The following is a 13,343-nucleotide window of genomic DNA, read 5'->3' on the forward strand; positions in this document are numbered from 1 at the left end:
GACCGGCGCCGCACACACCCCCAGGAGGGACTCACCGCATGACCGTCACCGCATCCGACGCGGCCCCGGCCGTGGCCCACTTCCGGTTCTTCGAACTCGAGGTGCTCCGCACGCGCCGTCTCGGCCACTCGTTCCTGCGCGTCACGTTCGGCGGCGAGTCCCTCTCGGAGTTCCGCTCCGGCGGGTACGACCAGAGCCTGTCGCTCTTCCTGCCGGCCGAGGGCGCCGAGCACACCGTCCTGCCCTCCACGGACGAGGACACGTGGTTCGCCGCCTGGCGGGCGATCCCCGAGGCCGAGCGCCCGGTGATGCGCTCGTACACCGTGCGCGAGCAGCGCCGAACGCCCGAGGGCGTGGACGAGGTCGACATCGACTTCGTGCTCCACGGCGACTCCTCCCCCGCGTCCCGCTGGGCCGGGCGGGCCGTCGCCGGCCGCCGGGTCATGCTGATCGGGCCGGCCGTCGCGGAGAACAAGTCCGTGCGGTTCCAGCCGCCGGCCGCCACCGACGCCGTCCTGCTGTACGCGGACGAGACCGCGCTGCCCGCCGCCTCCGCGATCCTCGAACGACTGCCCGCCGGCACGCCGGTGAAGGCCTGGTTCGAGGTCCCGCACGAGGACGACCGACTCACCCCGGTGACCCTCGCCGACGCGGACATCACCTGGATCGTCCGTGACCCCGCCCTGGGGCGCGAGCGCGCCGACCGGCTCGTGGACGTGATCCGCGCGGCCGAACCGCTTGCCGCGCAGGCCCCGTACGCCTGGATCGCCGGCGAGGCGGGCACGATCCGCGCGGTCCGCCGCCACCTCGTGCGGGAACGTTCCATCGATCGGCGCGCGGTGCGCTTCGTCGGCTACTGGCGCCTCGGCGCGAGCGAGGAAGAGCTGCTCGCCGAGGCCTACGCGGGCCAGGCTCCCAGCGAGGACGCCACCGCGACCCTGTAGCCCTCGCGGGCCCTCGGTCCCACGTACGCGACTCCCACGTACGCGACTCGCACGCACACAACTCCCGCGCTCCGCGCGGACATTGAGAGACGGGTCTCGGCCTCCGGCCGGGGCCCCTCTCTATTTGGTCTGAAACTTAGGCTAGGCTAACCTAAGACTTCTCCCCACTCCCCCCTCTTCCCCTGCCCGGAGGAAAGTTGATGCGTTCGCATCTGCTGAACGAGACGACCGCAGACCTCTACCGGCGTACCGTCACCGAAGGCGTCGAACGCGTCGCCGCGAAGATCGCGACCACGGAACGGCCCCACACCGGTATATCCGTCGACGAACTCGCCCCGGTCATCGACGCGATCGACCTCGACAAGCCCCTCGAGGACCCGGCCGCCGTGCTGGACGAACTCGAAGAGGTCTACCTCCGGGACGCGGTGTACTTCCACCACCCGCGCTACCTCGGCCACCTCAACTGCCCGGTCGTCATCCCGGCCGTGCTCGGCGAGGCGATCCTCTCCGCCGTCAACTCCTCCCTCGACACCTGGGACCAGTCCATCGGCGGCACCCTCATCGAGCGCCGCCTGATCGACTGGACCGCGCGGCGCATCGGCCTCGGCGAGGGCGCGGACGGCGTCTTCACCTCCGGCGGCAGCCAGTCCAACTTCCACGCGCTGCTCCTGGCCCGCGACGAGGCCTGCCGCCTGGTCATGAAGCGGGCGCTGAACGAGGGTCGGGAACTCAGCAAGGCCGAGGTCCTGCCCAAGCTGCGCATCTTCAGCTCCGAGGCCAGCCACTTCAGCGTGAAGAAGTCGGCGGCCATGCTCGGACTCGGCTACGAGGCCGTCGTCTCCGTCCCGGTCGACCGCAACCGCCGCATGGACACCTCGGTACTCGCCCTGGAGCTGGAGGAGTGCGAGCGCGAGGGCCTCTTCCCGATGGCCGTCGTCGCCACCGCCGGCACCACCGACTTCGGGTCCATCGACCCGCTGCACGAGATCGCCCGCCTGGCCGGGCAGTACTCCGCGTGGATGCACGTGGACGCCGCCTACGGCTGCGGGCTGCTGATCTCGCCCACCCGCCGGCACCTCCTCGACGGCATCGAGCGCGCCGACTCGGTCACCGTCGACTACCACAAGTCGTTCTTCCAGCCCGTGAGTTCCAGCGCCGTGCTGGTCCGGGACCGGGACACCCTGGGGCACGCCACGTACCACGCGGACTACCTCAACCCCCGCCGGATGGCGGAGGAGCGGATCCCGAACCAGGTGGACAAGTCCATCCAGACCACGCGCCGCTTCGACGCCCTCAAGCTCTGGATGACCCTGCGCGTCATGGGCGCCGACGGTCTCGGCTCGCTCTTCGACGAGGTCGTCTCGCTGGCCGCCGAGGGCTGGGACATCATCGACGCCGACGCGCGCTTCGAGGTCGTCGTCAAGCCGCAGATCTCCACGCTGGTCTTCCGCTACGTCCCCGAGGGCGACGTCCGCGCCGACCTCGTCGACGAGGCGAACCTGCACGCCCGCAAGGCCCTGTTCGCCTCCGGTGAGGCCGTCGTCGCCGGCACCAAGGTGGACGGCCGCCAGTACCTGAAGTTCACCCTCCTCAACCCGCAGACCACGACGGCCGACATCGCTGCCGTCCTCGACCTTCTCGCCGCACATGCCGAGCAGTTCTTGGGAGAATCCCTTGCCCTCCACCGCTGAGACCCACGACTTCATCGGCATCGGCGTCGGTCCGTTCAATCTGGGACTCGCCTGCCTGACCGCCCCGCTCGACGAGATCGACGGTCTCTTCATCGAGTCGAAGCCGCACTTCGAGTGGCACGCCGGCATGTTCCTGGACGGCGCCCACCTGCAGACGCCCTTCATGTCCGACCTGGTCACGCTCGCCGACCCGACCTCGCCCTTCTCCTTCCTGAACTACCTGAAGGACAAGGACCGGCTGTACTCCTTCTACATCCGGGAGAACTTCTACCCGCTGCGGGCCGAGTACAACGACTACTGCCGCTGGGCCGCCGACCGTCTCGACAACGTCCGGTGGTCCACCTCGGTCACCGAGGTCACCTACGACGAGCAGGCCGGCCTGTACGAGGTCCACACCGACAAGGGTGAGACCCACCGGGCCCCCCGCCTGGTCCTGGGCACCGGCACCCCGCCGCACGTCCCGCGGTCCTGCGAGGGCCTCGGCGGCGACTTCGTGCACAACTCCGCCTACATGCAGAACAAGGCGGAGCTGCAGAAGAAGAAGTCGATCACCCTCATCGGCTCGGGCCAGAGCGCGGCCGAGATCTACCACGACCTCCTCGCCGAGATCGACGTCCACGACTACCAGCTCAACTGGGTGACCCGCTCGCCGCGGTTCTTCCCGCTGGAGTACACCAAGCTGACCCTGGAGATGACCTCCCCCGAGTACGTGGACTACTTCCACGCGCTCCCCGAGGACACCCGGTACCGGCTGGAGACCCAGCAGAAGAACCTCTTCAAGGGCATCGACGGCGACCTGATCAACGCCATCTTCGACCTGCTCTACCAGAAGAAGATCAGCATGCCGGGCCAGGTCCCGACCACCCTGCTGACCAACACCTCCCTGAACAGCACCGCGTACGACACCACCACGGGCACGTACACGCTGGGGCTGCGCCAGGAGGAGCAGGAGCGGGACTTCTCCCTCACCTCCGAGGGCCTGGTGCTGGCCACCGGCTACAAGTACACCTTCCCGGAGTTCCTGAACCCGGTGCGCGACCGCCTGAACTTCGACGGGCACGGCCGTCTCGACGCCGCCCGCAACTACAGCATCGACACCACGGGCCGCGGGGTCTACCTGCAGAACGGCACCACCCACAACCACTCCCTCACCTCGCCCGACCTGGGCATGGCGGCGTACCGGAACGCGTACATCGTCGGTGAGCTCCTCGGCCGCGAGCACTACAAGGTCGAGAAGTCCATCGCGTTCCAGCAGTTCGCCGCCCCGGAAGGCACCCTCTGATGAGCACCACCGAACTCCTCTTCTCCCGCACCGACAAGGAACTCGGTTCCTTCGCCGTGCGCCCCCTGGACCCCTTCGCCGACGCGGAGCTGCTCCACGGCTGGGTCACCCACCCGAAGGCGTCGTTCTGGATGATGCAGGACGCCTCCCTCCCGGACGTCGAGCGCGAGTACATGCGGATCGCCGCCCACGAGCACCACCAGGCCTTCATCGGCCTGCACGAGGGCCGTCCCGCGTTCCTGATGGAGACCTACGACCCGTCCGAGCTGGAGCTGGTCGGCCTCTACGACGCCCGGCCGGGCGACGTCGGCATGCACTTCCTCGTCGCGCCGAGCGACACCCCGCTGCACGGCTTCACCCGCGCCGTGATCACCACGGTCATGGCCGCGATCTTCGCCGACCCGGCCACCGAGCGCGTCGTGGTCGAGCCGGACGTCGCCAACACCGCCGTGCACGCCCTCAACGAGACGGTCGGCTTCGTGCCGGAGCGCCAGGTCACCAAGCCGGAGAAGGAAGCCCTCCTGAGCTTCTGCACCCGCGAGCAGTTCGAGGCCGCCGCGGCCGCCCAGGGGGTATCCATATGAGCCTCGCCGACGCCGTCGCCCACCTCTCCCCCGAGCTGTGGGCCCGCGCCAACCGCGCCCTGGTCCGCAAGGGCCTCGCGGAGTTCTCCCACGAACGCCTGCTGACCCCGAAGCCGCTCGGCTCCGACCTCTACTCGGTCCTCAGCGACGACTCGACCGTGGAGTACCGCTTCAAGGCGGTCCGGCACGCCCTCGACCACTGGTCGGTCGACGAGACCTCCATCACCCGCCACCGGGGCGGCGCCGAACTGGAGCTGGACGCCCTCGACTTCCACATCGAGCTGCGCGAGACCCTTGGCCTGAGCGCCGAGGTCCTGCCGGTGTACCTGGAGGAGATCTCCTCCACCCTGGCCGGCACCGGCTACAAGTACACGAAGCCGCAGGTCTCCTCCGAGGTCCTCGCGAAGTCCTCCTTCCAGGACATCGAGACGGGCATGACCGAGGGCCACCCCTGCTTCGTCGCGAACAACGGCCGGCTCGGCTTCGGCGTGCACGAGTACCTCTCGTACGCCCCGGAGACCGCCAGCCCCGTCCACCTCGTGTGGGTCGCCGCCCGCAAGGACGTCTCCACCTTCACGGCGGGCGCGGGCCTGGACCACGATTCCTTCATGCGCGAGGAGCTCGGCGACGAGACCATCGGCGTCTTCGCCGAGCGGATGACCGCGCTGGGCCTGGACCTGGCCGACTTCCACCTCTTCCCCGTGCACCCCTGGCAGTGGTGGAACAAGACCACGGTCACCTTCGCGGCCGAGATCGCGAACCGCCGTCTGGTGCTGCTGGGCGAGGGCCCCGACGCGTACCTCGCGCAGCAGTCGATCCGCACGTTCTTCAACCAGAGCGCACCGCGCAAGCACTACGTCAAGACCGCCATCTCGGTCCTCAACATGGGCTTCATGCGGGGTCTGTCGGCCGCGTACATGGAGGCCACCCCGGCCATCAACGACTGGCTGCACCAGCTGATCGAGGGCGACGAGGTCCTGAGGTCGGTGGACTTCTCGATCATCCGCGAGCGCGCGGCGATCGGCTACCACCACCGCCAGTACGAGCGCGCCACCGACCGGTACTCCCCGTACCGCAAGATGCTGGCCGCGCTGTGGCGCGAGTCCCCGGTCAACTCGATCCAGGGTGACGAGCGGCTCGCCACCATGGCCTCGCTGCTGCACGTCGACTCCGAGGGCAAGTCCTTCGTGGGCGCGCTGATCGCGGAGTCGGGCCTCACCCCGACCGAGTGGCTGCGCTCGTACCTGAAGGCGTACCTGGTCCCGCTGCTGCACTGCTTCTACCAGTACGACCTCGCCTACATGCCGCACGGCGAGAACACCATCCTCGTCATCGAGGGCGGCGTGGTGAAGCGGGCGATCTTCAAGGACATCGCCGAGGAGATCGTCATCATGGACGCGGACGCGGTGCTGCCGCCCGCGGTCGAGCGGGTCCGGGCGGACATCCCCGAGGACATGAAGCTGCTGTCGATCTTCACGGACGTCTTCGACTGCTTCTTCCGCTTCCTCGGCGCGATCCTCGCGGACGAGGGCATCTGCGAGGAGGACACCTTCTGGAAGGCGGTCGCGGACTGCGGCCACGACTACCAGGAGTCCATGCCCCAGCTGGCGGAGCGCTTCGAGCGGTACGACCTGTTCGCCGAGGAGTTCCAGCTGTCCTGCCTCAACCGTCTCCAGCTGCGCAACAACAAGCAGATGGTCGACCTCTCCGACCCGTCGGCGGCCCTCCAGCTGATCGGCGACCTCAAGAACCCCGTCGCGCCCTTCGCCCGACGGTGACCGACCCGCGGGCGGGCTTCCGATACGGTCCCTCGGAAGCCCGCCCGCGCCCTTGCGCCCGACCGCCCCGTTTGCCGGGTCACCGGGTCACCGCGTCACCGGGTCACCGGGTCACCGGGTCACCGGGTCACCGGGTCCAGGGAACGTCCGGCGCCCGGAAGTAGCCGATGCCCTGCGCGTCCAGCCGCGGGCCCTGGGCCGCGAGCCGCTCCCGGTAGTCGTCCCAGTCCAGTGCCGCCGCCGGCGACCAGCCCAGCTCGGCCAGCCCCAGCACCCTGGGGAACGCCAGTTGCTCCCAGTCCTGCCGGGTGGCGACCGTCTCGGTCCACAGCGGCGCCTCCACACCCAGCACCGCCGACTCCGGGACCCCGGGCAGGTAGGCGCCCGGGTCCCAGGAGTAGGCCCGCCGCACCGGCACGTACCCGGCCCACGCCAACCCCGGCTTCGTCGCCTTGTCGTACTTCATGTCGAGGTACAGGCGGTCGGCCGGGGACAGGATCACCGGGTGGCCCGCCTTCGCCGCCGCCGCCACGCCCGCCTTCTCGGCCGCCGACGTCCGGTCGTGTCCCCAGTACTGGAGCACCGCGCCCGCCGCCGGTCGCGCCGAGGCCAGCTGGTGCCAGGCCACCACCGTCTTGCCGTGCTTGCCGACGACCGCCTGCGCCCGGTCCATGAAGGCCGCGTAGTCCGCCGCCGGCGTCGAGTGCGCCTCGTCCCCGCCGATGTGCAGGTACGTGCCCGGGGTCATCTCCGCGAGCTCGCCGAGCACCTCGTCGATGAACTCGTACGTCCGCTCGCTGCCCACGCACAGCGAGCTGAAGCCCACCTTGATCCCGGTGTACCGCTCGCGCGCCTTGCCGTCGCAGTTCAGCTCGGCGTAGGAGGCCTGGGCCGCGTTGACGTGTCCGGGCATGTCGATCTCGGGGACGACGTCCACGTACCGCCGGGCCGCGTAGGCGACCAGTTCCCGGTACTCGTCCTTCGTCCAGTGGCCGCCCGGGCCGCCGCCGACCTCGCCGGCGCCGCCGTGCTCGGCGAGCCGCGGCCAGGAGTCACTCGCGAGCCGCCAGCCCTGGTCGTCGGTCAGGTGCACGTGCAGGGTGTTGACCTTGTACTGGGCGAGCTGGTCCACGTACCGCTTCACCTGCTCCACCGGGAAGAAGTGGCGGGCGATGTCGACCATGGCCCCCCGGTACGCGAACCGAGGCGTGTCCTGCACCCTGCCGCCCGGCACCGTCCCCGCGCCCCGCGCCGGCACCAGTTGCCGCAGGGTCTGTCCCGCGTGGAACAGCCCCTCGGGGGTGCGCGCGGTGAGCGTGACCCCGGTCGGGCCGGCGTCCAGTCGGTAGCCCTCCTCGCCGAGCGCGCCGGCGGCCCGGTCGAGCCGCAGCCGGATCCCGTCCCCGTCCGCCCCGACCACCACGGGCAGCGGCAGGCCGGCCGTCGCGCGCAGTTGCCCGGCGAGCAGCTCCCCGACCTGCCGCACCTCCGCGCCGGAGCCCGGGGCGGTACGGATCACCGTTCCCGCCCCGAACGCGTACCCGGCGCCCTCGGCCCGCGCGGACACGGGTGCGGGCAGCAGCCGTTCGTAGGGGGTGGGCGCGGCGGCCCGCACGCCCCCGGGCCGGGAGTCGTCGCCGTGGGCGGCGGTGCAGGAAACGGCCGCCGCGCCGAGGACGAGGAGGGCACCGAGCGTGCGTCGCAGGACTCTCATGACCTCAGATATAGGCCAATCGGGCACGACACGCCGATGCGAGAATCGCGGGATGGCGGAAATCATCCAGAAGGACGGCACGTGGACCTTCGAAGGGGACGCGGTGCGCATCGTGCCGGGCCGCGACAAGGAGGTCGGCCCGCTGCGGCAGGCCCTCGGGGAACTGCTCGTGCCGCTGGGCGCGATCGGCGGCGTCTCCTACGAACCGGGCCGCAAGTCGGGCCGGTTGCGACTGCGTCCGCGTGACGGCGCCGACCCCCTGCTACAGGTGACGGGCGGGCGGCTGCCGGAGACCTCGGACCCCTACCGGCTGACCGTGGAGTCGGACCGCACGGGAGTGGCGGAGTACTTCGTCGACGAGATCCGCAACGCGCTCCTGCTGGACCAGGTGGACCCCGGCCCCAGCGACCGCTACCTGCTGCCGGGTCCGGCGGTGCCGATCACCGCGAGCGGGGGCGACGGCACGGTGTCCTTCGACGGCGACCGGATCACCCTGGACTGGAACTGGACGGCGGAGGAGGCCAAGCAGTCGGCCGGCTCCCGGCAGTTCCGGGTCGCCGACCTCCGGGGTGTGGAGTGGGCCCCGTCGCGGGGGCTCTCCAACGGCGTCCTGCGGTTCACCCCGGCGGGGGCGCAGGCGCCACCGTCCCCCAAGTACGACCCGTACGCGCTGGAGCTGTTCGGGACGGGCCGCAAGGAACTGGCGACCGCGCTGGTCGCGGCGGCCGTGGCGGCCCGCCTGCCGCACCCGGCCGCCGCGCTCGCCCCGGCCCCGGCCGCGCTCCCGGCGGACGGCGCGGATCACGACGCCCTGTTGCGTCGACTGCGCGAGCTCGGGGAGCTGCACACGTCGGGCGTCCTCACGGCCGAGGAGTTCTCGACGGCGAAAGCGGCGATTTTGCGCCGTTTCTGACCGACCAGGACCGGAATTACCCATTCTCCTGGTCCAGACCAGCTCGATTCTGCCCGAATCCGGGCAAGATCTTTGCATTCCGTCCCACATCCCGCGAGTATCTACGGGTGCTCGACCGCCGCCCGTCACATGACGATCTCGTCGACCACCTGGTGCGCAGCACCTCGCTCCAGCGGGGCGAGGCGGCCCGGGTGGTACTCGACGTACTCGCCTACTTCGACGAGACGACGGAGGAATTCGTCCGCCGCCGCCACCGTGAACTGCAGTCCGGTGGCGCGGTCAACACGGAGATCTTCGAGCGGATCGCGGCCGAACTGCCGCACCGCGCCGTGGCGCCGCCGGAGCTCTCGCTCCGGCAACTGCGCCGCATCGTCTACGGCTGACCGGTGACCGCGCGGACGGACGCGCGGAGACGACCGGAGCACTCGTTCAGGACTTCAGGAGGGGCAAAACCGTATGTGCGGAATCGTGGGTTACATCGGCAAGCGTGACGTGGCACCGCTGCTGCTGGAGGGCCTCCAGCGGCTGGAGTACCGGGGTTACGACTCCGCCGGCATCGTCGTCAACAGCCCGAAGTCCGCGGCCCTGAAGGTCGTCAAGGCCAAGGGTCGCGTCCGCGAGCTGGAGTCCCGGGTCCCCAAGCGCTTCGCCGGCACCACCGGCATCGCCCACACCCGCTGGGCCACCCACGGCGCCCCGAGCGACATCAACTCGCACCCGCACCTGGACGCCGACAACAAGGTCGCGGTCGTCCACAACGGCATCGTGGACAACGCCTCCGAGCTGCGCGCCAAGCTGGAGTCCGAGGGTGTCGTCTTCCTCTCGGAGACCGACACCGAGGTCATCGTGCACCTCGTCGCCCGCTCCGCGGCCGACACCCTTGAGGAGAAGGTCCGCGAGGCCGTCAAGGTCATCGAGGGCACGTACGGCATCGCCGTCATGCACGCCGACTTCCCCGACCGCATCGTCGTGGCCCGCAACGGCTCCCCGGTGGTCCTCGGCATCGGCGAGAAGGAGATGTTCGTCGCCTCGGACGTCGCCGCGCTGGTCGCCCACACCCGCCAGATCGTCACCCTCGACGACGGCGAGATGGCCACCCTCAAGGCCGACGACTTCCGCACGTACACCACCTCCGGCACGACGACCACCGCCACGCCCGAGACCGTGGAGTGGGAGGCCGCCTCGTACGACATGGGCGGTCACGACACGTACATGCACAAGGAGATCTCCGAGCAGTCCGACGCGGTCGACCGCGTCCTGCGCGGCCGGATCGACGACCGCTTCAACACCGTGCACCTGGGCGGCCTGAACCTGGACCCGCGCGAGGCGCGCGGCATCCGCCGGGTCAAGATCCTGGGCTGCGGCACCTCGTACCACGCGGGTCTGATCGGCGCCGGCCTCATCGAGGGCCTGGCCCGCATCCCCGCCGACGCCGAGCCGGCCTCCGAGTTCCGCTACCGCAACCCGGTCGTGGACCCCGACACCCTCTACATCGCGGTCTCCCAGTCCGGCGAGACCTACGACGTCCTCGCGGCCGTCCAGGAGCTCAAGCGCAAGGGCGCCCGCGTCCTCGGCGTCGTGAACGTCGTCGGCTCCGCCATCGCCCGCGAGGCCGACGGCGGCGTGTACGTGCACGCCGGCCCCGAGGTCTGCGTCGTCTCCACCAAGTGCTTCACCAACACGGTCGTGGCCTTCGCGCTGCTCGCCGTGCACCTCGGCCGGATCCGGGACCTCTCGGTCACCGACGGCAAGCGGATCATCGAGGGCCTGCGCAAGCTGCCCGCGCAGATCCAGGAGATCCTCGAAGGCGAAGAGGACATCAAGAAGCTGGCGGCCGAGTACGCCGACGCCAAGTCGATGATGTTCATCGGCCGGGTGCGCGGTTACCCGGTGGCCCTGGAGGCCTCCCTGAAGCTCAAGGAGATCTCCTACATCCACGCCGAGGCCTACCCGGCCTCCGAGCTCAAGCACGGTCCGCTCGCGCTCATCGAGCCGGCGATGCCGACGGTCGCGATCGTCCCGGACGACGACCTGCTGGAGAAGAACCGCGCGGCGCTGGAGGAGATCAAGGCCCGCAGCGGCCGGATCCTCGCGGTCGCCCACCGCGAGCAGGAGAAGGCCGACCACACGATCCTCGTCCCCAAGAACGAGGACGAGCTCGACCCGATCCTGATGGGCATCCCGCTCCAGCTCCTGGCGTACCACACCGCCCTGGCCCTGGGCCGGGACATCGACAAGCCGCGCAACCTGGCCAAGTCGGTCACCGTCGAGTAGTCGAGCGGTCGGACGGCAGCACGCGCGGAAGGCCCCCGGGGGATCACGTCCCCCGGGGGCCTTCCGCGTTCCTCACGGCTCCCTCGTACGGCTCAGCTCGCGGGGACCGCGTCCCCGCGGGCCCTGCTGCCGAGCGCCACCGGCCAGTGCGCCAGCGCGGCCGTGGCCCCGTACCAGGCCAGCAGCCCGGCGACCGCCGCCACCCAGCCGGCGATCTTGGCGAGCAGACCGCTGTCGGCGAAGGCTCCCACCGCGAGGAGCAGCAGGGAGAGGGTGAACAGGGCGTACACGCCCTGCCCGAACAGTCCGCTCGCCGCCCCCACCGTGAGGGTCAGGCCGAGCAGGGCGAACAGGACGAGGAACGCCCCGGCGGCATCCGCCGAAACCTTTCCGTCGGCCCCCGCGGCCCAGGTGAACCAGAAGGCGCCGAGCCCCGCGAACGCGGTGCCGTTGAAGCCGTCGCCGCCCCGGAATTCGAGGATCCCGAGGACGAACAGGGCGAGACCGCCGACGTAGGTGGCGAGCGAAGCGGAGTTCGCGGCGGTCACGCCGTCGATGATGCCGGTGTGGCCGATACCGAACGCGAGAAGGGTGAGACCCAGGGCAATGTGCCCGAGGGTCGAAGTAGAGGCCGAGCTTCCCGCAGAGACACCGTTGTCCACGGCGGGCTCCCTTCGATCTGCAGTTGTTTGCTGCGTCCCAGCAGCACTTATCTACCCTTTACATGAGGGTTCACAACCGCACGAACGGCGTACAGAGGGTCACGGAATGACAACAACCGGTCGCTGTGCCCGCTTGGCCAGTCGGCCCGCCACCGAGCCGAAGATCCGGCCCACGATGCCGTGCGTGGAGCCGACCACGATGGCGTCCGCCGAGTACTCCCGGCCGACCTCCTCCAGCTCGTGACAGATGTCCCCGCCCCGCTCGACCAGGATCCAGGGCACCTCGGACAGGTAGTCCGCACAGGCCAGCTCCAGCCCCAGGACCTCGGTGCGATGGTCGGGGACGTCCACGAAGACGGGGGGCTCGCAGCCGGCCCACACCGTGGTGGGCAGCCGGTTGGCCACGTGCACGATGATCAGGCCGGATCCGGAGCGTCGGGCCATCCCGATGGCGTACGCGAGGGCCCGCTCACTGGAGGTCGAGCCGTCGAAGCCCACCACGACGCCGTGCCGGAAGGCCGGGTCGCAGGGATGGCGCGTCTGTTCCACCGCGCGCAGGTCGGCCGACGCGGAGTCGGCGAGGGGTTTGCGCTTGCGGTCCGCGGGTTCGGAGAATTCGTGACCGGCCATGGTGTCTCGGCGAAGGGTCCTCGGGGGAAGCGACAGGGGCGAAATCGGCGACGCAGTGTGACGGAGCTCTGTCCGGGAAGCATCTTCCCAAGCCCATACCCTCCAGGGTACGGCGACACTCCTGTCCTGCACAGGGCATGCCGCCCTTGGAGAGCGTCCCAGGGAGCATGCCGGAGGGACGGCGCGTTGGCAATGTCGACTGGCCCCTACAGCCAGTGACGAGCGGAGCGGGCACCACCCGTGCGCGCAGTGACCGTGCCCCTCCGCGCACCGTTGGACAGGCGTCCGACCGTCCAGGAAGAGCCCGCAGGGAGTACGCCGTGCCCGGCCGTCCGGTCCACCCCGTCCAGCCCGCTCCGCCGACGCGTTCCGTCCTGCCCGGCACGTCGTCGCGTTCCGGCGCCCACTCCGGCGCGCACTCCGGCAACGCGACACCGCGTCTCGCGCCCGTTCCTCTTCCCCCTTCCGCGCGTCTTCACCCTTCCGTGCGTCGCGCCCGACCCCGGCATGACGACCCCGCGGGTGACGTGGTGCGCTGGGCCGTCTTCAGCTGCCTGCTCGTCCCCGTGGTCCTGGTCGTCTACGGAACCTCCTTCGGCGGGGCGGCCGTCGCGACCCTGGGTCTCGCCGCCGTCACCGCCGCCTGCCGGGTGCTGCTGCGGCACTCCGAGAAGGCCGAGCGATCCGCGGCCCGGGTGCGCACCGAGGAGCCGTTCGCGTCCAGCCGGCGCGGCCGGCACTCGCGCGGCGGGGCCGGCTCACACCGCGGCCGCCACGGTTCCGGGGGCGTCTCCCCTCTCGGCTGACCGATTCGCACGTACACACCCGCCTGTTTTAAGCCAACTTCCCGGCAGGTCGCCCCCCTTGCCGG

The 13,343-nt window shown here is 70.4% G+C and carries 12 protein-coding genes; 9 read left to right on the top strand and 3 right to left on the bottom strand.

Annotated elements, in window-relative coordinates; all coding sequences use genetic code 11:
- The first annotated feature begins 38 nt into the window (after positions 1–38).
- The 5 genes from OHA84_RS14300 to OHA84_RS14320 all read left to right on the top strand — a co-directional run bounded on the left by OHA84_RS14300 (position 39) and on the right by OHA84_RS14320 (position 6,279).
- Positions 39–944, top strand: a complete 906-nt coding sequence (locus OHA84_RS14300; RefSeq protein ID WP_266971418.1) for a siderophore-interacting protein — start codon at positions 39–41, stop codon at positions 942–944.
- Positions 945–1,144: 200 nt separating this feature from the next.
- Positions 1,145–2,635: an aspartate aminotransferase family protein gene (locus tag OHA84_RS14305; protein ID WP_053674714.1), complete on the top strand. Its 1,491-nt coding sequence runs from the start codon at positions 1,145–1,147 to the stop codon at positions 2,633–2,635.
- Entirely contained in the window at positions 2,619–3,917 is a 1,299-nt protein-coding gene (locus OHA84_RS14310) for a lysine N(6)-hydroxylase/L-ornithine N(5)-oxygenase family protein (protein WP_053674712.1), read from the top strand. Before OHA84_RS14305 ends, OHA84_RS14310 begins: the two co-directional genes overlap by 17 nt.
- A complete protein-coding gene (locus OHA84_RS14315) occupies positions 3,917–4,501 on the top strand; it encodes a GNAT family N-acetyltransferase (protein ID WP_053674710.1) in 585 nt (194 codons plus the stop codon). Before OHA84_RS14310 ends, OHA84_RS14315 begins: the two co-directional genes overlap by 1 nt.
- Complete coding sequence (locus tag OHA84_RS14320) at positions 4,498–6,279, top strand: IucA/IucC family siderophore biosynthesis protein (protein ID WP_053674707.1); 1,782 nt, start codon at positions 4,498–4,500, stop codon at positions 6,277–6,279. The genes OHA84_RS14315 and OHA84_RS14320 overlap by 4 nt, the downstream gene beginning before the upstream one ends.
- 127 nt (positions 6,280–6,406) lie before the next feature.
- Here OHA84_RS14320 and OHA84_RS14325 read toward each other — a convergent pair whose 3' ends face one another.
- Positions 6,407–7,993 carry a beta-N-acetylhexosaminidase gene (locus tag OHA84_RS14325; protein ID WP_266971414.1) on the bottom strand — a complete coding sequence of 529 codons (1,587 nt, stop codon included), beginning with the start codon at positions 7,991–7,993 and terminating at the stop codon, positions 6,407–6,409.
- Positions 7,994–8,045: 52 nt separating this feature from the next.
- Between OHA84_RS14325 and OHA84_RS14330 the strand changes: the two genes are divergently transcribed.
- From OHA84_RS14330 to glmS, 3 genes are all read left to right on the top strand, one after another.
- Positions 8,046–8,906, top strand: coding sequence for a DUF4429 domain-containing protein (locus OHA84_RS14330; protein WP_053674703.1), 861 nt, complete (start codon positions 8,046–8,048; stop codon positions 8,904–8,906).
- 107 nt (positions 8,907–9,013) lie between these two features.
- Positions 9,014–9,289 (top strand): hypothetical protein, encoded by a 276-nt coding sequence (locus tag OHA84_RS14335; RefSeq protein WP_053674701.1) that lies wholly within the window; start codon positions 9,014–9,016, stop codon positions 9,287–9,289.
- Between the two features lie 73 nt (positions 9,290–9,362).
- Positions 9,363–11,180, top strand: a complete 1,818-nt coding sequence (gene glmS / locus OHA84_RS14340; protein ID WP_053674699.1) for a glutamine--fructose-6-phosphate transaminase (isomerizing) — start codon at positions 9,363–9,365, stop codon at positions 11,178–11,180.
- Positions 11,181–11,272: 92 nt separating this feature from the next.
- Here glmS and OHA84_RS14345 read toward each other — a convergent pair whose 3' ends face one another.
- Both OHA84_RS14345 and OHA84_RS14350 read right to left on the bottom strand, forming a co-directional pair.
- Positions 11,273–11,842: a GPR1/FUN34/YaaH family transporter gene (locus OHA84_RS14345; protein WP_266971411.1), complete on the bottom strand. Its 570-nt coding sequence runs from the start codon at positions 11,840–11,842 to the stop codon at positions 11,273–11,275.
- A gap of 99 nt (positions 11,843–11,941) precedes the next feature.
- Complete coding sequence (locus OHA84_RS14350; protein ID WP_053674694.1) at positions 11,942–12,472, bottom strand: universal stress protein; 531 nt, start codon at positions 12,470–12,472, stop codon at positions 11,942–11,944.
- A 485-nt stretch (positions 12,473–12,957) separates the two neighbouring features.
- Here OHA84_RS14350 and OHA84_RS14355 point away from each other — a divergent pair, with 485 nt between their 5' ends.
- Positions 12,958–13,278, top strand: coding sequence for a hypothetical protein (locus OHA84_RS14355; protein WP_266947564.1), 321 nt, complete (start codon positions 12,958–12,960; stop codon positions 13,276–13,278).
- Positions 13,279–13,343: the final 65 nt, after the last annotated feature.

The organism is Streptomyces sp. NBC_00513 (assembly GCF_041431415.1).
In the GTDB taxonomy this organism is placed as follows: Bacteria; Actinomycetota; Actinomycetes; order Streptomycetales; family Streptomycetaceae; genus Streptomyces.

Coding starts and splice junctions, on each gene's coding strand:
- OHA84_RS14315 (WP_053674710.1), top strand. CDS start 3,917: ATGAGCACCACCGAACTCCTCTTCTCCCGCACCGACAAGGAACTCGGT.
- OHA84_RS14330 (WP_053674703.1), top strand. CDS start 8,046: ATGGCGGAAATCATCCAGAAGGACGGCACGTGGACCTTCGAAGGGGAC.
- OHA84_RS14305 (WP_053674714.1), top strand. CDS start 1,145: ATGCGTTCGCATCTGCTGAACGAGACGACCGCAGACCTCTACCGGCGT.
- glmS (WP_053674699.1), top strand. CDS start 9,363: ATGTGCGGAATCGTGGGTTACATCGGCAAGCGTGACGTGGCACCGCTG.
- OHA84_RS14350 (WP_053674694.1), bottom strand. CDS start 12,472: ATGGCCGGTCACGAATTCTCCGAACCCGCGGACCGCAAGCGCAAACCC.
- OHA84_RS14320 (WP_053674707.1), top strand. CDS start 4,498: ATGAGCCTCGCCGACGCCGTCGCCCACCTCTCCCCCGAGCTGTGGGCC.
- OHA84_RS14300 (WP_266971418.1), top strand. CDS start 39: ATGACCGTCACCGCATCCGACGCGGCCCCGGCCGTGGCCCACTTCCGG.
- OHA84_RS14325 (WP_266971414.1), bottom strand. CDS start 7,993: ATGAGAGTCCTGCGACGCACGCTCGGTGCCCTCCTCGTCCTCGGCGCG.